The organism is Raineyella sp. (assembly GCF_034933565.1).
GTDB lineage: Bacteria > Actinomycetota > Actinomycetes > Propionibacteriales > Propionibacteriaceae > Raineyella.
This window is the reverse complement of the sequence record NZ_JAYFNG010000011.1, coordinates 36,401-56,906: the sequence shown is the minus strand read 5'-3', so window position 1 is coordinate 56,906 and position 20,506 is coordinate 36,401. Positions and strand designations below refer to the sequence as shown.

At 71.9% G+C, this 20,506-nt stretch carries 18 protein-coding genes; 14 read left to right on the top strand and 4 right to left on the bottom strand.

Going from position 1 to position 20,506, the window contains the following annotated elements:
- Positions 1–61 precede the first annotated feature (61 nt).
- From VB059_RS03800 to VB059_RS03755, 10 genes are all read left to right on the top strand, one after another.
- Positions 62–2,155 carry a glycosyltransferase gene (locus VB059_RS03800; RefSeq protein ID WP_323420699.1) on the top strand — a complete coding sequence of 698 codons (2,094 nt, stop codon included), beginning with the start codon at positions 62–64 and terminating at the stop codon, positions 2,153–2,155.
- Positions 2,155–3,564, top strand: a complete 1,410-nt coding sequence (locus tag VB059_RS03795; protein WP_323420698.1) for an O-antigen ligase family protein — start codon at positions 2,155–2,157, stop codon at positions 3,562–3,564. The genes VB059_RS03800 and VB059_RS03795 overlap by 1 nt, the downstream gene beginning before the upstream one ends.
- The gene (locus VB059_RS03790) at positions 3,564–4,679 is read left to right on the top strand and encodes a glycosyltransferase (RefSeq protein WP_323420697.1); all 1,116 of its coding nucleotides are present in this window, start codon (positions 3,564–3,566) and stop codon (positions 4,677–4,679) included. Before VB059_RS03795 ends, VB059_RS03790 begins: the two co-directional genes overlap by 1 nt.
- Complete coding sequence (locus VB059_RS03785; protein WP_323420696.1) at positions 4,676–5,701, top strand: glycosyltransferase family 4 protein; 1,026 nt, start codon at positions 4,676–4,678, stop codon at positions 5,699–5,701. The genes VB059_RS03790 and VB059_RS03785 overlap by 4 nt, the downstream gene beginning before the upstream one ends.
- A gap of 116 nt (positions 5,702–5,817) precedes the next feature.
- Positions 5,818–6,972: a glycosyltransferase gene (locus tag VB059_RS03780; RefSeq protein ID WP_323420695.1), complete on the top strand. Its 1,155-nt coding sequence runs from the start codon at positions 5,818–5,820 to the stop codon at positions 6,970–6,972.
- On the top strand, positions 6,969–8,147 hold the full coding sequence (locus tag VB059_RS03775) for a glycosyltransferase family 4 protein (protein ID WP_323420694.1): 1,179 nt from the start codon (positions 6,969–6,971) through the stop codon (positions 8,145–8,147). Before VB059_RS03780 ends, VB059_RS03775 begins: the two co-directional genes overlap by 4 nt.
- Positions 8,147–9,106, top strand: coding sequence for a glycosyltransferase family 2 protein (locus VB059_RS03770; RefSeq protein WP_323420693.1), 960 nt, complete (start codon positions 8,147–8,149; stop codon positions 9,104–9,106). Before VB059_RS03775 ends, VB059_RS03770 begins: the two co-directional genes overlap by 1 nt.
- A gap of 135 nt (positions 9,107–9,241) precedes the next feature.
- The gene (locus VB059_RS03765; protein ID WP_323420692.1) at positions 9,242–10,459 is read left to right on the top strand and encodes an ABC transporter ATP-binding protein; all 1,218 of its coding nucleotides are present in this window, start codon (positions 9,242–9,244) and stop codon (positions 10,457–10,459) included.
- Positions 10,456–11,274, top strand: a complete 819-nt coding sequence (locus VB059_RS03760) for an ABC transporter permease (protein WP_323420691.1) — start codon at positions 10,456–10,458, stop codon at positions 11,272–11,274. The genes VB059_RS03765 and VB059_RS03760 overlap by 4 nt, the downstream gene beginning before the upstream one ends.
- A gap of 26 nt (positions 11,275–11,300) precedes the next feature.
- Complete coding sequence (locus tag VB059_RS03755; protein ID WP_323420690.1) at positions 11,301–12,461, top strand: glycosyltransferase family 4 protein; 1,161 nt, start codon at positions 11,301–11,303, stop codon at positions 12,459–12,461.
- Between the two features lie 78 nt (positions 12,462–12,539).
- Here the strand turns inward: VB059_RS03755 and VB059_RS03750 are convergent, their stop codons facing one another.
- Genes VB059_RS03750 through VB059_RS03735 form a run of 4 tightly spaced genes read right to left on the bottom strand, consistent with a single transcriptional unit; the run spans position 12,540 to position 16,754 of the window.
- A complete protein-coding gene (locus tag VB059_RS03750) occupies positions 12,540–13,724 on the bottom strand; it encodes a glycosyltransferase family 4 protein (RefSeq protein WP_323420689.1) in 1,185 nt (394 codons plus the stop codon).
- Positions 13,714–14,586: a hypothetical protein gene (locus VB059_RS03745; protein ID WP_323420688.1), complete on the bottom strand. Its 873-nt coding sequence runs from the start codon at positions 14,584–14,586 to the stop codon at positions 13,714–13,716. Before VB059_RS03745 ends, VB059_RS03750 begins: the two co-directional genes overlap by 11 nt.
- Before the next feature lie 4 nt (positions 14,587–14,590).
- Entirely contained in the window at positions 14,591–15,595 is a 1,005-nt protein-coding gene (locus tag VB059_RS03740) for a glycosyltransferase family 2 protein (protein ID WP_323420687.1), read from the bottom strand.
- Entirely contained in the window at positions 15,579–16,754 is a 1,176-nt protein-coding gene (locus tag VB059_RS03735; RefSeq protein ID WP_323420686.1) for a glycosyltransferase family 4 protein, read from the bottom strand. The genes VB059_RS03740 and VB059_RS03735 overlap by 17 nt, the downstream gene beginning before the upstream one ends.
- 133 nt (positions 16,755–16,887) lie before the next feature.
- Here VB059_RS03735 and VB059_RS03730 point away from each other — a divergent pair, with 133 nt between their 5' ends.
- The 4 genes from VB059_RS03730 (at position 16,888) to rfbB (ending at position 20,496) form a co-directional block, all read left to right on the top strand.
- The gene (locus VB059_RS03730) at positions 16,888–17,943 is read left to right on the top strand and encodes a glycosyltransferase (protein WP_323420685.1); all 1,056 of its coding nucleotides are present in this window, start codon (positions 16,888–16,890) and stop codon (positions 17,941–17,943) included.
- A gap of 221 nt (positions 17,944–18,164) precedes the next feature.
- On the top strand, positions 18,165–18,620 hold the full coding sequence (locus VB059_RS03725; RefSeq protein ID WP_323420684.1) for a hypothetical protein: 456 nt from the start codon (positions 18,165–18,167) through the stop codon (positions 18,618–18,620).
- Between the two features lie 130 nt (positions 18,621–18,750).
- The gene (gene lepB, locus VB059_RS03720; protein ID WP_323420683.1) at positions 18,751–19,395 is read left to right on the top strand and encodes a signal peptidase I; all 645 of its coding nucleotides are present in this window, start codon (positions 18,751–18,753) and stop codon (positions 19,393–19,395) included.
- Between the two features lie 102 nt (positions 19,396–19,497).
- Positions 19,498–20,496, top strand: a complete 999-nt coding sequence (gene rfbB / locus VB059_RS03715) for a dTDP-glucose 4,6-dehydratase (RefSeq protein WP_323420682.1) — start codon at positions 19,498–19,500, stop codon at positions 20,494–20,496.
- Positions 20,497–20,506 lie beyond the last annotated feature (10 nt).

Here is a 20,506-nt window from a genome sequence, read left to right as displayed (position 1 = left end):
AGGGGTGAGCCGGGTCGGTTAGGGTGTGGCTGCAGTCTTCTCGACCGGAGGGGGGTCGGCCGTGCGGGTCCTACGCGTCTTCCACAGCGCTGTCGTCGACGCCTGGCGGGAACGGGAACGCGCACTGGCACGAGCCGGCGTCGAGGTCACCACGCTCACCGCGCGACGCTGGGACGAGGGCGGCCAGGTCGTCGAGCTGCGAGCCCGGCCGGACGAGCAGGTCCGTGCCGCGGCGACGATCGGCCGCCATCCCGCCCTCTTCCTCTACGACCCCCGACCGATCTGGCGGGCTCTCGGGGAGGACTGGGACATCCTCGACCTCCATGAGGAGCCCTTCGCCCTGGCCACCGCGGAGATCCTGCTGCTACGGGCCCTGCGGGGCCGGCGGATGCCGTATGCCCTGTACTCGGCGCAGAACATCCGCAAGCGGTACCCGATCCCGTTCCGGCACCTGGAACGGCACGCTCTGCGGCATGCGGCCGGCCTGCAGACGTGCAACGCCGACGCCGCACGGATCTGCCAGGACAAGGGCTTCCCGGGCGCTGCCCGGGTGATCCCGCTCGGGCTGGACCCTGACCACTTCACCCCCGGCTCCACCAGTGGTGGCCTCCCGACCGGCCACGCGGTACCGACCGGCCACGCGGCGCCGACCGGTGACGGTGCCGCAGACGTCGTCGTCGGCTATGTCGGCCGACTGGCCCCCCACAAGGGGATCGACGTGCTGCTCGAGGCCGTGGCCGGCGAGCCCCGGCTGCGCCTGCGGATCGCGGGCGCCGGTCCGGAGGCGGAGACGCTGCGCCTGCGGGTCGCGGCCGGTGGCCTGCGCGATCGGGTCGAGTTCGTCGGGCCGGTCGACCAGGCCGAGTTGCCCACCCTCTATCGGGGCCTCGACGTGCTGGCCGTGCCCTCGCTGACCACTGCCTCGTGGGTCGAGCAGTACGGCCGGGTCGCGGTCGAGGCGATGGCCTGCGGCACCCCGGTCGTGGCCAGCGACACCGGAGCCCTGCCCGAGGTGGTCGGTGGTGCCGGACTGCTCGTCGCGCCCGGCGACCCGGTCGCACTCCGGGCGGCGCTGGTGCGGGTCGGGAGCGACCCGCAGCTGGCCGCCGACCTGCGGGCGCGGGGCCTGGGACGTGCCGCCGCGACGTCGTGGGAGCGGGTCGCCGAGGACTTCCTCGCCCTCTATCGCAGCATGCTGCATCGCCCCGCCGACCGGGACGGTCAGGATGGCGATGCTCGCCGGGTGGACGAGCCTCATGTGGACGAGCCCCATGGCCCGGACCAGACCCGCGGTCCGAACGAGCGCCGCGGCGTGGAGGTGGTGCTGGTCGCCTACCGGTCCGCCGATCTGGTCCGCCGGGCCCTCACCCCGATCGCCGGTGCCCTGCCGGTCACCGTGGTGGACAACTCCTCGCTGCCCGAGATCCGGCAGCTCTGTGCCGAGCTGGGCTGCCACTATGTCGACGCCGGTCACAACGGAGGTTTCGCCGCCGGGGTGAACCTCGCGCTGCGTCACCGACAGCTGCCGGACGCCGATGTGCTGCTGCTCAATCCGGACGCCGTGGTGTCGGTCGAGGACATCGACACCCTCCACACGGCCCTGCTCACCGACCCGGACCTGGCCAGTGTCGGGCCGTCCCAGGTCGACGGGGCCGGCCGGCCGGCCCGGGTGTCGTGGCCGTTCCCGTCGCCGCGGGGCAGCTGGCTGGAGGCGCTCGGCCTGGGCCGGTGGGCGGGGCCGGACCGCTATGTGATCGGGTCGGTGCTGCTGCTGCGGGCCGAGGCGCTGGCCCAGGTCGGGAGCTTCGACGAGCGCTTCTTCCTCTACGCCGAGGAGACCGACTGGGCCTACCGCGCCCACCTGCTCGGCTGGCACCATGCTGAGGTGACCACCGTGACGGTCGAGCACCTCGGTGCCGCCACCAGCACCGACCCCTCGCAGCGCGATGCACACTTCTTCGCCTCCCAGGAGCGCTACCTGCGCAAGCACTTCGGTGCCCCCGGGTGGCAGGCCGCCCGGGTCGGGCAGGTGCTCGGTGCCGGGCTGCGGGCGGTCGTCCTGCCGGGCGGGCGGGGCCGGGCCGCCGCTGCGCGGGCCCGGACGTTCGTCCGTGGCCCGATCCGGGCCGAGGCCACCACGGGGAGGGGAGCCTGATGGGCGCGCTGCTGGCGACCCGGCTCGGACGGCGCTTCACCTGGCTGGTGGGCACCCTGCTGGCCGTCGGGCTGGCGCTGGGGATCGGACACCTCGTGCCGGGCCGGCCGCTGATCGCGATCGGTGCCGTGGGGGTGGTGCTCGCCCTCGGCGTCACCGTGGCGGACCCGGCGACGATTCCGCTGATCGCCATGCCGGTGTTGCTGGTGGTCCACCGGGTGGGGGGCGGGACGCTGGACCTGTCCCTGTCGGACGCCGCGCTGGGGGTGGCGACGATCACGGCACTGTTCTTCGCGCCCCGCCCGTTCAGCCCACCGCTGCGCAACCTGCTGTGGCTGTCGGGGGTCTACCAGTTCGCCACCCTGTTCACCGTCGTGGCGAACCCGTACGTCTCCGGTGTGATCGAGTGGTTCCATGCCTGGGTCCTGGTCGCCGGTGCGCTGATCGTCGGCTGGACGGTCGGGCGCAGCGGGCACGCCCGGGCCGGGCTGACCCTGTTCCTGCTGGCCGCGCTCGGCCTGGCCGGCCTCACCATCGCCCAGGGGGCACTGCAGTACGCCCACGGGAACTTCGGGGCGGTCTTCGTGTCCTGGCCGTACGGCATGCACAAGAACTTCCTCGGCACGGTGCTGGGGTTCGCCGCCGTCATCGCCTACACGCGGCCGCTGTGGATGGGCTGGCGGAAGGGCTGGGCGCTGACGGCGTTCACTGTGCTGGTCGCCGCGCTGGCGATGACCCAGTCCCGCCAGGCCCTGGTCGGACTGGCCGTCGCCCTCCTCGTCGTCGCGCTGCGCGGTGACGCCCATCGCCGCCGGTCCAAGCTCATCGTGGTGCTGGTGATCCCGGCCCTCGTGGTGGTCGCCACCACGGTGCGGGACCAGATCGCCACCGGCAACATCCACAACTCGATCTTCCAGCGGGTCACCTGGTTCCAGGAAACCGTCACCTACTGGCGGGCGTCGCCGTGGGTCGGGCACGGGCTGCGGTACTGGTACCGGCCCGGTGAGCCCGGGTTCCAGCCGCCCAACGCCGAGCTGGAGCTGCTGGCCACGGCCGGGATCATCGGACTGATCGCGTTCCTCGCCCTGATGATCGGCGCCCTGGGCATCCTGTGGGGGGTCGACCCGGCGTACGGCACCCTCGCGGTCGCCATCCTGTTGTCCCGGCTGGCGCAGGCCCAGCTCGACCTGTTCTGGATCTCGGTGCAGACCCCGATCCCCTTCGTGATCATCGGGGTCTGCCTGGGCGCGCTGGCCCTGGCCCGCGACCGGGCCGACGCCGGTGCCGCCACTCGGGCCCTCGCCGGTGCGACCGGGGCCGACGCGACCGTGGCCGGTGCGACCGGGGTCGGGGACGTCGGTGCACCGGCCCGAGCGGGGCGCGGGGCGCCGGTCGGATCGGGGAGCTGATGAGGATCGTCCAGATCGTGCCCGAGGTGCGGGCCGGCAGCGGGGTGGAGGGCGTGGCGTACGCCCTGGAGCAGGCGTTCGATCGCCGCGGCGTCCCCACCGAACGGTTCACCCTCGACGAGGCCGGCGCCGGCTGGCTGGCGTTGCCCGAGGGGCAGCTCGGCCGGACCGTGGTCCGGGCCCTGCGCACCGTCTGGTTCTCCACCGTCGGCACGGCCCGGGCCCGCCGCTTCCTGGCCCAGCGCCCCGACGCCGTCGCGATCTGCCACAACGATGTGCTGGCCGGTGAGGTGTACGTCAACCACGGCATCGTCCGGGCGGCGATGAAGGCCCGCGGGCAGTTCGCCTGGCGGATGGTGCGCAACCCGCTGCACCTGTTCACCTCGGCCCGCGACATCCTGCGCTACCGCAGCGGCGTCCACCGGGTGGTGGTCAACCTCACCGAGGGGGAGCGCCGGCTTCTCGAACAGACCTATCCGCGGCTGCGCCCGGCCACGGTGGTCATCCCCAACGGGGTCGACACCCGGCGGTTCCGACCGGTCGGGCCCGCCGAGCGCGACGCGCTGCGGGCCCGGCTCGGGCTGCCCACCGATCGGATGCTCGCCGTGTTCGTCGGGCACGAGTTCGACCGCAAGGGGCTCCCGCTCACACTGGCGGCGCTCGCCGACCGGTCCGGGACCGATCTGGTCGTGGTCGGCGGGACCCCGGCGATGATCGCGGCGGCCCGGCACCGGGCCGAGGACCTCGGCATCGCTGATCGGGTGCACTTCGCCGGGCGCCAGGACGATCCGGTGCCGTGGATCCAGGCCGGTGACGTCTTCGTGCTGGCCAGCGCGTACGAGGCGAACGCTCTCGTGGTGCTGGAGGCACTGGCCTGCGGTCTGCCGGTGATCGCCACCCGGGTCGGGTTCGCCCCCGACCTCCTCGACGGCCACAACGGGCTGCTGATCGACCGGGACGCGGCGTCGTTGGCCGCGGCCCTGCGCCGGCTCGAGGCGGCACCGCTCGCCCCCTGGCGGGACGCCGCCCGGGCGACCGCCGAGCGCTGGTCCTGGGACGCGGTGGCCGCCCGCTACCTCGACCTGGCCGAGACCCTGCGATCCGGTGCCGGATGACGATGCGGATCGTGCACGCCGTACGTTCCGACGGGTTCGCCGGGGTGGAGAGCCACATCGCCCGGCTGGCGGTCGGCCAGGCCCGGGCCGGGCACCGGGTCGCGGTGATCGGCGGTGACCCCGAGGCGATGCGCCAGGCGATGGCCGGCGCCGACGTACGGCAGCGGCCGGCCGCCACGGCGTCCGAGGTGGTCCGGGGGCTCGACGCCTACCGTCACAGCGACATCCTCCCCGGGCACATGACCGCCGCCGCGGCCGCCGCCGTGGCGGCGGTCCGGGCCTGGCCCCGCCCGGTGGTGACCACCCGGCACTTCGCCGCACACCGGGGGGCGACCCGACGCGGCCGGCTGGCGGCCACCCTCGTCGCCCGACGGATCGCGGCGCAGATCGCGATCAGTGAGTACGTCGCCGCCGCGGTCGAGGGGGACAGCGTGGTGGTGCCTCCCGGACTGCCCGCCGCGCCGGTGGTGCCGGCCTCGGAGCGGACCCGGACCGTCCTGGTGGCGCAGCGACTCGAGGCGGAGAAGCGGACCCAGGACGCGATCGAGATCTTCGCCCGCTCCGGTCTGCTGCAGCGCGGCTGGCGGCTGGCGATCGCCGGCGACGGGGCCCGGCGGGCGCACCTCGGTGACACGGCCCGCCGCTGGGGGGTCGCCGCCGCCACCGACTTCCTCGGCCATCGGCGCGACGTGCCGGAGCTGATGCGGACGGCCGGCCTGCTGATCGCACCGTGCGACATCGAAGGGCTCGGTCTCACCGTGGTGGAGGCGATGGCCGTCGGGCTGCCGGTGGTGGCCTGCGCGGCGGGCGGCCATCTGGAGACCGTCGGTGCGGCGACCGCCGGGGCCCTCTACCCCGTGGGGGACCTGTCCGCCGGGGCCGATCTGGTCCGGTGCCTGGCGGTCGACGACGAGCGTCGGGTGGCGTACGGGGCCGAGCTGGCGCAGATCCAGTCCACCCGGTTCACCGTCGAGGCCCAGGTCGCGGGCGTCGACGCCGTCTACCGGGCGGTGCTGTCGTGACCACGGGGGCGATGTCCGGGGGGCCGGTGTCCGGGGGCCGGAAGCCGAGGGGGCGCATGCCGGGGGGCCGGATGTCCGGGGCCCCGGAGACAGGAAGGCCGGCGACGGACCTGGTGGTGCTCTCCCTGGAACCCTGGGACCGGGTGTGGCGGCGCAACCAGCACCTGGTGGCGGGGCTGCTGCGGGCCGACCCCGGTCTGCGGGTGCTGTTCGTCGAGCCGGCCGCCGATCCGCTGCACGACCTCGTCTCCGGCCGCCGGCCGCGCCGGGGCAGCGGGCTGCGGACCGTGTCGCTCGACGGGGTGGCGGAGGGCCGGCTGCGGGCCTGCCGACCGACCAAGCTGTTGCCCCGGCGGTGGGACCGGGCCGCCGACCGGCGCCTTGCGACGGGGGTCCGCCGGGCCGCGGCCCGATCGGGCTTCACCGGTCCGCTGCTGTGGGTCAACGACCCGGGCGGTGCCGCCGTCCTGGCGCTGACCGGCTGGCCCGCGTTGTACGACATCACCGACGACTGGCTGGAGGCGGACCGTACGCCCGCCGAGCACGCCCGGCTGGTGCGCGACGAGGCGCTGTTGCTGGAACGCTGTGCCGAGGTCGTGGTGTGCAGTCGGGGCCTGCAGACGACGAAGGGAGCGAGCCGGCGGGTGACGCTGATCCCGAACGCCGTCGAGGTGGCCGACTACCGCCGGCCCCGGCCGCGGCCCGCCGACCTGCCCACCGGACCGGTGGCGGTCTACGTCGGCACCGTCCATCGCGACCGGATGGATCTCGACCTGTGTGTGGCCACCGCGCGTGCCCTGGCCGGTCGTGGTCACCTTGTGCTGGTCGGGCCTGCTCCGCTCGGGTCCGCCGATCGGGCCCGGCTCGTCGGGGCCGGGGTGGTCCTGCTGGGCGCCAAGGACCGCTCGGCGGTGCCGGGCTACCTGCAGCACGCCGACGTGCTCGTCGTCCCGCACGTCGTCACCCCGTTCACCGAGAGCCTGGACCCGATCAAGCTCTACGAGTACCGGGCGGTGGGCCGCCCGGTGGTCAGTACCCCGGTCGCCGGCTTCCGGGACAGTGACGACCCCCGGGTGGTCGTGGCCGGCTCCGACGACTTCCCGGCGGTGGTGGCCGGCGCTGTACCGGCCACCACGGCGTTCCCCGTCGGAGTCGGCGGCGAGACCGGCAACGAGGTCCGCGGCGAGACCGACGACTGGCAGGACCGGGTGATGCGGATGCGGGCCGTGCTGGACCGCCTGGTGGGGCCCGACCGAGGTGGGATCGGATGAGCCGGCCACGACACGTCCACGTGATCACGCCGGGTGACCACTTCTCACCGCGCACCGGCAGTGCCATCCCGACAGTGGTGCACGGGTTGTGCGGCGGCACTCCGCCGGGGGAGCCCCGCCCGGCGGTCGTGGTACGTCGCGACACCTACCCGGACCGGTACGACAGCGCCGACATCCTCGAGTACGACCGGGCACCCGAGCTCCCGATCCGTGGTGCCCGGGCCCGGAGGTACCTGGACGCCGGCCTGGGATTGCTCGGCCTCCCGCGACCGGCCGCCCGCCATGACCTGACCGCCGCCGTGCGTGAGCAGAACACCTGGGAGCCGTCGATCATCTTCGCCCACAACGCCCCACAGCTGGTGCCGCTGGTCGACCGGGATCGGCACCTACCGGTGCTCTACGCCCACAATCACCTGTTGCGCAGCTACCGGACCTGGGAGTCGGGCCGGGTCCTCGAGCGGGTCGCGGCGATCATCGCGGTCAGTGATGCCCTGGCCGATCAGCTGGCCCCGCGGTTGCCCCGCCATCTGCGCGAGCGGATCCGGGTCGTGCACAACGGCGTCGATACCGCCGCCTTCCGCCGTGACGCCGCTCAGGACGACCGCACCCCGGGCGACGGGTCGGGACCGCTGACGGTGGTCTTCCTCGGGCGGATGATCCCGGAGAAGGGCCCGGATGTACTGGCCCGGGCCGTCGAATGTCTCGACCGCCCCGACATCCGGCTGACCCTGGTGGGCTCCAGCGGCTTCAGCGCCGAGGACCGGCTGACGCCCTATGAGCGCGACGTACGGGCCACGGTGGCGCGGCTGGGCGACCGCGCCGAGGTGCGCCCGTTCGTTCCGCGCGCCGAGGTGCCGCGGCTGCTGCAGAGCGCCGACGTGGTGGTGGTCCCGTCCCGCTGGCCGGATCCCTGCCCGCTGACCGTGCTGGAGGGGATGGCCGCGGGGGCCGCGGTGATCGGCTCGGAGATCGGTGGGATCCCGGAGACCCTGCGCGGTGTGGGGATGATGGTCCGGCCGGGGGATGCCGACGAGCTGGCGGCGGCGCTCGAGGCGCTGGCCGACGACGGTGACCTTCGCCGGCGGACAGCGGCGGCCTGCGCCGCGTACGCCCACGTACATGACTGGGGTGCCGCTGCGGCTGAGCTCGAGCGGGCGCTGGAAGGGGTGGGCTGATGGGCGAACAGTCGTCGGAGTCGGAGTCGGAGTCGGAGTCGGGACAGAGACGGTCGGACCGGCGGCCGGTGGTGTCGATGATCCTGGCGACCAATCGGGTCTCCCCGTTCCTGGCCGAAGCGCTCGACAGCATGGCCGGGCAGTCCTTCGGCGACATGGAGATCATCGTCGTCGATGACGGCTGTCCGGACCGCGTCGGTCTCGGCGCGGTCCTGGCGCGCTATCCCGACCTCGTGGTGATCCGGCGGGAAGCCGCCGGGGTGTCGTCGGCGCGGAATGCCGGGGTCGATCACGCCCGGGGCCACCTGGTGGGCTTCTTCGACGATGACGATCGCTACCCGAGTGACTGGGTCGAGCGTCATGTCCGGGCGCACGCCGCCCGGCCCGACGTGATGCTGACCTACGGCGACGTACGCTCCATCGACGTCGCGGGCCGTGAGCTGGCCGTCGACCGCTCGGGACCGACGGACGTCCACGCGCTGCACCGTCGGGAGGTCAGCATCATCGCCGGCTCGATGGTCTTCCGCCGCGACAGCTACATCGGTGCCGGCGGGATGAACCCGTTGTTCCGGCTCGCCGCGGACCTGGACCTCGTCCTGCGGCTGGCCGGCCGAGGACCGGTGGCGTACGTCCCGGGCCTGGTCCGCGACTACCGGACTCATCCCGGCAACGTGACCCGCCGGCATCGCGAATTGGTGGCGTGCATCGACGGCATCCTCCGGATGCACCGTGCGGCCGCGATCAGGGCCGGTCGCGACGACCTGGTGGCGGACCTGCGGGTGGGTCGGGCGGCCAACGGGCGATTCGCCTTCTGGAGCGCCGCGCGGGCCGCGGGGACGGCGCTCAGGTCACGGCGTCCGCTCGGGGCGGTCGGGGAGCTGGCGTGGGCCTTCCGGGTGGCTCCGACGGCACCGCTGAGCTGGTTGGGCCGTCGGCTTCCGGCCCGGCGGGACCCCTGATGACCCCGGGGGGAGAAGGTCTCGACCGTGTCGCTGGACCGCTCCGGTATCGGCATCGAGGCTCGCGCCGAGGTCCGGGCCCCGATGTTAGGGTTCCGGGGAATGAAGTGGACGACCAGTTTCAGTGGGGGATGAGTGGACTCGACCACAGCGATCGCGGTTTCCGGCCTGTCCAAGGCCTATCGCATCAGCCGATCCGGTCACCGCCCCACCCGGGCCACCGAAGCCATCGTCGAACGCCTCAGGCATCCGCTCCGTCGCGAGGAGTACGAGGTCTTCGAGGCGCTGTCCGACATCGATTTCGCGGTGCCGTTCGGTGAGGCCGTCGGGATCATCGGCCGCAACGGCGCCGGCAAGTCGACTCTGCTGAAGATCCTCACCCGGATCACCGCCCCGACCACCGGGCGGATCGAGCTGGGCGGCCGGGTGGGCAGCCTGCTCGAGGTCGGCACCGGCTTCCACCCCGAGCTCACCGGTCGGGAGAACATCTACCTCAACGGCACCCTGCTCGGCATGCGACGCCAGGAGATCCGTCGGCGCTTCGACGACATCGTCGAGTTCTCCGGAGTGGCCAAGTTCCTCGACACCCCGGTCAAGCGCTATTCCTCCGGCATGTACGTACGCCTCGCCTTCTCCGTCGCGGCACACCTGGAGACCGAGATCCTGGCCATCGACGAGGTGCTCGCGGTCGGCGACGCCGAGTTCAAGAACAAGTCCCTGGCGAAGATGCGCGATGTGGCCAAGGACGGTCGGACCGTCCTCTACGTCAGCCATCAGATGGCCACGGTGACCGCGCTGTGCACCAGCGCCCTCTACCTCGACGCCGGCAAGCTCGTCCACAACGGCCCGGTGGACGGCGCCCTGCAGCTCTACCGCGACAGCTTCGAGTCCTTCGCCGAGTCGACCCGCGTCGCCCACCGGCGGCCCGGCACCGGCGAATTGCGCGCCGCCGACGTACGGGTCTCCGAGGCGTCCTTCACCTCCGCCGAGGACAAGATCATCGAGATCGACATCCCGGCCAACCCGGCGATGACCGGGGACTACTTCATCTCCTGCCACCTCAACGACGCCAACGGCGTGCTCCTCACCAAGTGCGACTCCCGGCTGGTCGAGACCTGGCTCGATCCGAGCACGGACCAGCGGGTGCGACTGACCGTCACCGGGATGTGGTTGCGACCGGGCCGCTACACGGTCGACGTCTTCGTCTGTGCGATGGGCATCCTCGATGCCTGGGAGGCGGCCGCGACCTTCGACGTGCTGCCCGAGCTGCCCTACCCGGAGACGTTCAACGACGAGGCGATCGGCGGCGCACTGGTCCTGTCGGACTTCAGCTATGAGAGGAGCGACGCGTGACCCGTACGGTCATCACCCCTCCGGGCCGGCTCAACCTCCCCGACCCGCGCGAGCTGTGGGAGGCCCGCGAGGTCGCCTACCGGTTCGGTCAACGCGATGTCGTGCTGCGCTACCGCCAGACGGCCGTCGGGGTCGCCTGGGTGCTGCTGCAGCCGCTGGCGTCGGCCGGCATCTTCACGGTCGTCTTCGGCAACGTCGCCAAGCTCCCCAGCGACGGCGTGCCGTACTTCCTGTTCAGCTTCATCAGCATGCTCGCCTGGACCCTCTTCAGCGGCGTCGTCAGCCGGGCGTCGAGCTCGGTGATCGGCAATCAGGCGCTGGTGTCGAAGGTCTTCTTCCCGCGGATGCTGGTGCCGCTGTCGACGCTCTTCTCGGTGCTCCTGGACTTCGCCGTCGCGTTCGTGCTCGGCATCGTCCTGCTCATCACCTATGGCGTGGACCCGGGGTGGCCGATGCTCCTGGTCCCCCTCTGGATCCTGATGGTCCTGGGCCTCGGTCTGGGGATCGGCCTGGCCGCCTCGGCCATCATGGTCAAGTACCGCGATGTGGCGTACGTTCTGCCGTGGCTGTTGCAGATCGGCCTGTACGCCACGCCGGTCGCCTACTCGCTGTCCGCGGTGCCCGGGAAATACCACTGGTTGTTCCTGGCGAACCCGATGTCCTGGCTGCTGGAGTGCTTCCGCTGGTCGATGCTGGGCACGGCGATGCCGCCGCTGTGGCAGATCCTCGGCTCGGTGGCGGCCGGGGTGCTGGTGCTGTTCGGTGGCGTGCTGGTGTTCCAGAGCCGCGAACGCGTCTTCGCCGACCTGATCTGAACGGACGGACCGATGGATTCCCGATCATGAGCGCGTCACCGCCGGTGGTCTTCCTGAACAACAGCCGGGAGACGTTCACCCCGACCCGGAGCGGTGCCATCGCCACCTGCCTTGTCGAGGTCGGCCGGTCCGCCCTGGCGGCCGGTACCACCCCGGTGGTGATCAGTCGCGGGCACGCGGAGGAACCGCGGACCTACGATTGGCCCGATCTGCGACTCGTCGACCCGATCGGGCCCGCGGGCCCACCCGTCGTCGAACGGGCCCGGCGGGTCCGGCGGCGGCTCAACGGCTGGGCCAGACCCGACCAATGGCAGTACGCCCGCGAGATCGTCCCGCTGCTGCGCGAGATCGCGCCGCGTGCCGTGCTGCTCAGCAACGACCCTGAGCTCGCCGTCCACCTCAGGGGACGGTTCCCCGGGCTCCGGGTGGTGCACTGGTTCCACAACCTGGAGCTCAGCAGCGACCGGTTCCGGCGTGCGTACGCCGCGGATCGCGGGATCGTCTCCGTCGCGGTGAGCCGTTACCTGGCCAGGGCGATCGAGAACGTCTACCGACTGCAGCCGCTCAGCGTGCATGCCTCCCTCAATGGCGTGGACGCGGCCGCGTTCCGCTGCGACGAGCGGCCGACGCGGATCCCGGTCATCGGCCACCTGGGCAGGGTCGGCATCGAGAAGGGCCTGGACGTCCTGTTGGACGCGGCCCGGATCCTGCATGCGCGGGGTGCGCAGTTCGCCGTGCAACTCGTCGGGGACACCAACTGGGGGGAGCACCACGAGAATCCGTTCTCCGCAGGGGTCGGGCGACAGATCGCCGAACTGGCCGCAGCAGGGGTGGACGTACGCCGCCTGGGGCACGTCCCGCGCAGCCGGATCCCCGCTGCGCTGGCGGGCTCCGACATCCACGTGGTGCCGTCCCGGTGGGACGAGCCCTGCGGGCTGACCACCCTCGAGGGACTGGCCAGCGGTCAACCGGTGGTGGGGAGCGCGACCGGTGGCACGCCCGAGGTACTGGCCGGGGCGGGGTTGTTGTTTCCCCGGGAGGACCCGGTGGCCCTCGCGGACGTCCTCGAACCACTCGTCCGGGACGCCGACGTACGACGCCTGTGGGGGGCGCGGGCCGCCGCCCGGGCGGCCGCGCTGCCGTGGTCGGCGACCTGGCGGTGTCTGGAGGAGGCGCTGATCCGGTGACCGGCATCGGGACCACGGCGCGCTCCGCGACCCTGGACATCAGCGGCGCGTGGACGTGGGCGGCGGGACCGTCGGTCGTCAGCAGGCCCCGGGGCGGAGGAGATCGATCAGGCCGGCCGCCGTCGCCGACCACGGGAACCGTTCCGCCTGTCGGCGCGCGTCCCGCTTGGCCGTGGCGAGGGCCTCCCGGTGCAGGACCCAGTGCCGGAGCGCGTCCGCGACCTTTCGGGGGGCGTCCGCGTCGACGAACACGCCGGCGGCCCCGACGGCCTCGGGGATCCCACCCCGGCGCGTGGCCACGATCGCACAGCCGGACGCCATCGCCTCCAGATTGACCAGCCCGAAGGGTTCGTCCACCCGGGAGAGCACGCAGGCAATGTCATGGGTCCGGAGTTCCTCGGCCAGGGCCGCATGCGGCAGCCAGCCGACCTGTGTCCCGTCCGCGCTCGTCACCGCCGCCTCGAGCCGGCGGCGGTAGGCCTCTTCGGCCTGCCGGCTGAACCCGAACGTCCTGACCTGCCCGATGAGCGTGAACTCCACCGGCAGACCCTCCTCGCGGAGGAGACGTACGGCCTCGGCGGCTGACTCGTGCCCCTTGTTGGGATCGAGGCGTCCGTGACAGACGACGCGCACCGGATCGCCTGCGTCGAGCCAGTCGGTCCGGGGCGCGAACTGCCGCAGATCGACCCCGCTGTGGATGACCCGGATGTCGCGCCGAGGGAGGTAGCGGTCGCGGGTCCACGCGGCCACGGCCTCACTCACCGCGACGACTACGACCTCGGCCGGCAGGTCCCGGAGCGGCTCGGCCTCCGCACCCTCCAGCCGATTGTGCAGCCAGAGGAGGACCCGGCGCCCCACCCGCCGACGCGAGAGGCGAGCCGCGGCCAGGGGATCGTTGGCCACGACCACGGCATCGACCGGTCCCGGCAGCTCGGCGAGGCTGCGCGTGACCGCCCGCAGGTAGCGGCGGTGGTCGCCGGAGCCGGCGGAGCGGTCCGCCCGGGCCAGCAGCCCGGAGGCGGCCCGGTCCAGGGTGGACACGGCATGCGCCGGCCCGTACGCGAGGCGCCGGGGCGAGCCCTCGGCGTACAGGGCCGCGCCGTCGTCGGGGGCCAGCACGATGGCCTCGTGGCCGAGGACGTCCAGTTCGCGGGCAAGATGCCGGGTGATGGTGGCGATGGCCCCGGTCCACTCCTGGCTGTAGTACTCCCCGACCGGCAGGACGAAGACGATGTTCACGATCTGCCGAGGGTCATGACTCACCGACCCAGTACCGGCGTTCGGCCGGCAGCCGGGTGAGGCGGAAGCGGTTGTCGACCGGCTGGAACGGCGCACTGAGCACGGTCAGCAGCGGATGCTTCATCCGCCACTGCCAGTCATGGAGCCGTTTCGGCTGGGAGTACGTGTCGGCGTGACCCGACCAGCGCGTCTTCCGGACCATGTTCTCCTCGCTGCGGACCCAGTAGTAGTGCAGGATGCCGGCGTCGGGTGACACCGCGCGGTGGACGACGGCGTCGAAGGGGTGACGCGGATCGGTGTTGTGGGGGGAGAAGTCGACCCGGAAGAGATCCACCTCGGCCTGGCGCGCGTGTCGGGGCGTGGTGCCGGCGACGACGGCCACCGGCCCCGGGTAGTTGCCCATCGTCCCCCACCATCGCGAGGACATCTCGAGGAACTTCCCGTGGGGGGTCCGCGCGTACAGGTAGCGTGACGGATACTCCAGCCCGGTGGCGCCCCTGCCGGCGGCCTCCGCCAGGCAGGACCGGAAGGTGTCGGGGTCCTGCAGCACCTCGTCCGTGTCGAGCTGGATCACCCAGTCGCAGCCCTCCGAAGCCTGCCCGAGCGCGACAGTGCGCTGGTGGGTGTCGTTCTCCAGGGGCTCGTGGTCCGGACGGGCGAAGCGACCGGGGCGGTAGTCGCATTTCCCCTCGACGTCGATGGCCCGCAGGCGGCGGAGGCACTCCTCCACCGGGAGCGGGGTGCCGGTCCACGAGGTCGCATCCTGGTCGTACGACACGACGATCCGATCCACCAGGTGGTAATAGCTGCGGACGCTCTCCTCGAGCCACCACGGGTCTGCGGCGAGGACGTAGGCGTTGAGCCGCAGGTCACGGGGCGCCGACATGGCCTCAGGCATCCGCACGCATGGCCGACTGGCGGGCGCGGTCGCGGCGCACGGCGCGTCGAGCAGCGGGGAACCCGGCCACCACCCCGGCCGCGACGACCCCACCCCGGGACAGTCCGCCGAGGACGGTCCGGATGGCGCGGCGGGGCCCCACCTCGCGGATCGCCAGCGCGCCCCGGGCGGCCCGGCGCAGGTCGTGGATCACTTCGCGGGCGGCGGTGACCACGAACCGTCGCACGACCGGGGCATCCGTTCCGTAGACCCGGGACAGCAGGACGACGCTGTTGCGGTTGGCGTAGAAGACGTACCGACGGTCGAACCGCTTGCCCTTGGCATATTCACCGGGCAGGTGGTCGACCACCGCGGCGGGTGTGTAGACGAGCCGATGACCGCGGGCCCTGATCCGCAACGCCAGGTCGCTCTCCTCGCGCAGGCAGGTGCCGGGATAGTCGCCGTAGATGCCGCCGATCTCCTCGATGGCCGAGCGCCGGAACGACATGTTCGCGCCGAGCAGGTGGTCGACGTCGACATCGTGCCCGGGATCGGCCGCGAAGTTGCCGGTCAGCCGGCCGTCGGGCAGCAGCAGGCCGATCGAGCCGATCCCGGCCTGCCGCTCACCGGGCACACCGTTGAGGGCGGATCCCCCCACACCGCCGATCCCTGGTGAGTCGTAGCGGGCCAGGAGCTGCTCGAGCCAGTCGGGCCAGGCATTGGCGTCGTCGTCGAGAAAGGCGACGATGTCCTCCCGGGTCATCGAGTAGCCGATCTGGCGTGACTCCGGCGTCCGGCCCCGGCCCATCGGGTTGCGGGCGTAGAGCACCCCCGGGAAATCGCGCACGACGCGTTCGGTACGGGCGTCGGGGGAACTGTCCACGACGATGACACGGTCGGGGGCGGTCGACTGCCGGGCGAGATGGTCGAGGCAGTCCCGGACCCGATCCGGACGGTTGTACGTCGCGATGACCACGGCGGCGGACAGCGGTGCCGCGGGCTCAGGCTTCTCGGCCATCTCTCTCCTTGTGTCGGGCCGTGTCGTAGACGGCCTCGTAGTCGTCGGCCGTCCGGGTCCAGGTGAACGCTCCGACCGTGCGCCGTCCCGTGGCACCGAGACGGTCCAGCGTGGCTCGGTCCGACAATAGGGCCGACAGCGTCGTGGCGAACCCCTCTCGGTCCTCGGGATCGACGAGGATCCCGTCCACCCCGTCGGTGATGAGGTCTGCCGGGCCGCCGTGGGAGGTGGCGAGCAGCGCGGTCCCGCTGCGCCACGCTTCCAGCACCACGATGCCGAAGGCCTCGATCCGGCTCGGCACCACGATCAGGTCCGCGCCGGCCATCGCCTCGATCACCTGGGAACGATCCCGGCGGCCGAGGAAGTCGACCTGTGCGCCGATCCCGAGTCCGTCCGCGAGCGCCGTGAGGCCCGCCAGCTCCGGGCCGTCGCCGCCGATCACCAGGCGGGTCCGGGGTGGGAGGACGGCTGCGGCGAAGGCACGGATGAGCAGGTCCAGGCCCTTGACCCGGACGGCCCGTGCCACCGCGAAGACGGTCGCAGGCCGATCCGGGTCCCGGGGGAACGGGCCGATGCCGAGCCGATCGGCCTCCTGCAGATCCACACCGTTCGGAACGACGACCCCCTGCCGGTCCAGGCCGAACCGGGTGGACAGATCGTCGAGCACCAGTTGCGAGCACCCGGTCACCACGACGGCGTCCCGGATCGCGCGCCGCAGGCTCCAGCGCATCAGACGCGACCGGGTGAAGACGTCGTCCTCGTCCATGAAGGTCTCCCCGTGCGCGCTGACGATCAGGGGGACCCCCGTCACCCGGTGCAGCGCCCAGGCGTACGCCCCGTTGGGGCCGAAGCACTGGACGTGCAGCACGTCGGGATGAAAGTCCCGCTGGGCCCGGCGCCAGGCGGCCCAGGCCGGGAGGGCCGCTGCGGTGAAGTGCGCCACCCCGCGCGGTGAGGCGGCCGGCAGCGGTGTCGGCAGGTGCCGGACGACGATGCCGTCGACGGTGCGCTCACCGAGGTGCTCGCCCCGGTCGACGGTCCAGACCTGGACGGCGTGACCACGGTCGTGCAGTTCGCGCGCCACGTTGCGGGTGTGTTCCTCCACACCCCCCGGATAGGGGTGGTAACTGGAGGAGATGAGCGCTACACGTCGTGCCACCGAGCTGAACCTCCCCCCATGGTGTCGCGGTCGGCGAGCGGGATCCGTGCCATGGATCCGTGTCATCATAGGCGAGACATCCGTACGACCTTCCTTGCGGCAGGTCCGGCAGCATCTCCTCGGAGCCCGCCCTGTGCCACACCTGAGCATCGCCACACTGGCCACCGACGCACCGATGGGGGCCCAGGTGTACCAGGAGGAGATCGCCTCCCGAGCAGCCGCCGCACTGGAGGCGCTGGAGCCGGGCTGGACCGTGGATCGTACGATCGCCCGTTCGCTCCGTTCACCCCTCCCCGGTAACCGGCGCCTGCCGATGGGCTGGCTCACCCACGCCTCACCCGCTGCCCGCCGGGTGCTCGGCCGGTCGATCTACCCGCGCGGCGCCGTGGTGCACCGGATGAACCTCGAGCTGCCACCGGCGCCCGGTGCTGATGTCATCACGCTGCATGACGTGGTGTCGTGGCGGTTCCCCGACGAGTCCGCTCCGGTCGCGGCCGCTGCGGAGGAGGCCCGCCGGGCGGACGCGGTGATCTGCGTGTCGCGGTTCAGCGCCCAGGAGGCGGTCGACCTGCTCGGGATCGCCGACCCGTACGTCGTCCACAACGGCGTCGACGACCGCTTCTTCCGGGCAGAGCCGTTGGGCCACGATCGGCTGACGGAGCTCGGCGTGACCGGGCCGTACGTGCTGACCGCCGGCGGCGCCTCGCGGCGGAAGAACCTCGACGGGCTGGCGGCGGCCTGGCCCAAGGTGCACAGCTCCCGCCCGGACCTCACCCTGGTGCTGTCGGGCCCCGAACACCCCCGGCGGACCGAACTGTTCGGCGGCATGCCGGGAGTCCGCCTGGTCGGTCGGGTGCCGGATACGACTGTCCCGGGCCTGATCGCGGCGGCTGCGGCGGTGGTCGTCCCCTCGCGGTACGAGGGGTTCGGGCTCCCGGCGCTGGAGGGGATGGCCGCAGGCGTGCCGGTGGTGGCGGCCCGGACCAGTTCGCTGCCCGAGGTGGTCGGGGACGGAGGCATCTTGGTGGAGCCCACCCCGGATGAGCTTGCAGAGGGCATCATCTTCGCGACCAGCGGCGACGCGGCCCTCGGGCCGATCGTCGACTCCGGCCGGCGCCGAGCCCGTCGATTCACCTGGGAGACGAGTGCGGCGGGTCATGCCCGGGTGTGGGCGACTGTGGGCGCCTGAAGCACCCGGGGTGGATCACAGAACGGAACGACGGGCCTCGCCGGCAGATCCGTCGGATGACAGGAAACCCCGACGGGGTCCGGCCAGGTCGACTGCCGGGTAAGAAGTCGGGATCGAACCTTTGCCGGGCAGACCTCGGGTCTGCTAGCCTCACAGCGTCTCGACACGATATGGGGGCCGCTATGACTTCTGATACCCACCCACGCATCTCTCGTCGCGCAGTGACCAAGGGTGTGGCTTGGGCCGTCCCGGCCGTCGCTGTCGCGTCGGCAGCTCCGAAAATCGCTGCTTCGCCGATCGTCACCGTCTCCCAGGCGGGCTCGGCGTGCAAGCTGCCCGGTAACTCCTGTGCTCCGCAGTGGTCCAAGGGCTACCTGCAGCCGCTGCGGATCTGCAACAACTCGACTGTGTCCATCACCGTGACGATCACCACGCCGGCGTATCTCACGTTCAATGGCGTGTCGACCCAGTTCACCCCGAACCCGGCGTCCTTCACGCTGGCCTCCAAGGGCTGCAAGGATGTCGTCCTGAACCTCAACCTGCAGGACAACAGTCAGCAGTCGTCGATCACCGGCGCGCTCAACTGGAGCTACACGTCGACCGACGGCCAGAGCGGCACCGGCACGACCTCGATCAATACCGCCCAGACCCCGCCCTGCGTCAACTGCACCGTCTAGCTTTTCGGTGAGCCGCGGGATGGGCGAATGAATCGGTGCGTGAGGGCCGGCGGTGACTGACCGTCGGCCCTCACACCGTCGTGCCTCACACCGTCGTCGTTCGGCGCGACGTCCCACCTGGTTGGTGGGGTTGGCGGACCTGGTGGTGGCGGTTGCCGTCCTGTCGCTCCTTCAGGCCTTCGTGGTGCGGCTGCACCAGGTGTCGTCGGGCTCGATGGAGCAGACGCTGGGGGTGGGGGACCGGGTCCTCGCATCCCCACTGCCCTATCTGTTCGGCGCGCCGGCGCGTGGTGATGTCGTCGCCTTCGCCCACGGCAGCACGTGGGAGTCCCGGACCCTGCCGCCGTCGGCCGACCCTGCCGTCAGGGTGGCGCGGTTCGTCGGTGGCCTGACGGGGATCGGGCCGAGCAGTCGGGCCTACACCGTGAAGCGGGTCATCGGCGTGGGCGGTGACCGGGTGGGCTGCTGCGATGCCTCCGGTCATGTCGTCGTCAACGGGCACGCGATCGATGAGCCCTATGTCTATCAGGACATCGATTTCCGCCCCGGGCAGTTCGACTGCAGTACGACACCGCGCTCGCCCCGCTGCTTCCCGACAGTGCAGGTGCCACCCGACGAGCTGCTGCTTCTGGGAGATCACCGGTCGAACTCGGCCGATTCCCTCACCGACTGCCGCACGGCGGCTCCCGCTGTGGACTGCGCCCACTTCGTCCACGTTGAGCAGGTCACCGGCAAAGTGGCGGCGAAGGCTTGGCCACCCGGGCCGATCGGTTGATCCTGCTCGGCCCAGCAGTGGGAGTGTCGGCCCATCCATCGGTAAGGTGCCGTCCGGTGGCCGTGCTCAGACGCCGGTCGCCGCTCGACAGGAGGAGAGAGCGTGAGCAGGTATCTGGTGACGGGGGGCGCGGGGTTCATCGGGTCGAACTTCGTGCATCAGGTGCTGGCGACGACCGATCATCAGGTGACGGTGCTCGATGCGTTGACGTACGCGGGTAACAAGGACTCGTTGGCAGGGCTGCTGGGCGACCGGCTGACGTTCGTGCAGGGTGACATCGCGGATGCGGGCCTGGTGGAGGATCTGGTCGCCGGCGCGGACGTGGTGGTGCACTTCGCCGCGGAATCGCACAACGACAACTCTCTGCGTGATCCGTCGCCGTTCATCCGGACCAACCTGGTCGGCACGTTCACGTTGCTGGAGGCGTGCCGGCGCCACGACGTACGGCTGCACCACATCTCGACCGATGAGGTGTACGGGGATCTGGAGCTGGACGATCCGGCGAAGTTCACCCCGGACACCCCGTACCGGCCGTCCAGCCCGTACTCGGCGTCGAAGGCGGGCTCGGATCATCTGGTCCGGGCGTGGGTGCGCTCGTTCGGGGTCGCGGCGACCCTGAGCAATTGCTCGAACAACTACGGGCCCTACCAGCACGTGGAGAAGTTCATCCCGCGCCAGATCACCAACATCCTCGACGGCGGCCGGCCGAAGCTCTACGGGGCGGGGGTGAACGTACGTGACTGGATCCATGTCGAGGACCACAATGCGGCGGTGCTGGCGATCATCGAGCGCGGCCGGATCGGGCAGACCTACCTGATCGGTGCCGACGGTGAGAAGGACAATCGGACCGTGATCGAGACGATCCTGCGGCTGATGGGCCGGCCGGCCGATGCGTACGACCATGTCGCCGACCGCTCGGGCCATGACCTGCGCTATGCGATCGACTCCTCGAAGCTGCGTGACGAGCTCGGCTGGCAGCCGGCGTACCGCGATTTCGAGGCGGGGCTGGCGGCGACGATCGCCTGGTACGAGGCCCATGAGGCGTGGTGGCGTCCGCAGAAGGCGGCGGTCGAGGCCGGCTATGCCGCCCGGGGCCAGTGACGGATCGACC

Excerpts from the sequence above, each read along its gene's own strand:
- VB059_RS03795 (WP_323420698.1), top strand. The coding sequence starts at position 2,155 with ATGGGCGCGCTGCTGGCGACCCGGCTCGGACGGCGCTTCACCTGGCTG.
- VB059_RS03790 (WP_323420697.1), top strand. The coding sequence starts at position 3,564 with ATGAGGATCGTCCAGATCGTGCCCGAGGTGCGGGCCGGCAGCGGGGTG.
- VB059_RS03785 (WP_323420696.1), top strand. The coding sequence starts at position 4,676 with ATGACGATGCGGATCGTGCACGCCGTACGTTCCGACGGGTTCGCCGGG.
- VB059_RS03775 (WP_323420694.1), top strand. The coding sequence starts at position 6,969 with ATGAGCCGGCCACGACACGTCCACGTGATCACGCCGGGTGACCACTTC.
- VB059_RS03770 (WP_323420693.1), top strand. The coding sequence starts at position 8,147 with ATGGGCGAACAGTCGTCGGAGTCGGAGTCGGAGTCGGAGTCGGGACAG.
- VB059_RS03755 (WP_323420690.1), top strand. The coding sequence starts at position 11,301 with ATGAGCGCGTCACCGCCGGTGGTCTTCCTGAACAACAGCCGGGAGACG.
- VB059_RS03745 (WP_323420688.1), bottom strand. The coding sequence starts at position 14,586 with ATGTCGGCGCCCCGTGACCTGCGGCTCAACGCCTACGTCCTCGCCGCA.
- VB059_RS03740 (WP_323420687.1), bottom strand. The coding sequence starts at position 15,595 with ATGGCCGAGAAGCCTGAGCCCGCGGCACCGCTGTCCGCCGCCGTGGTC.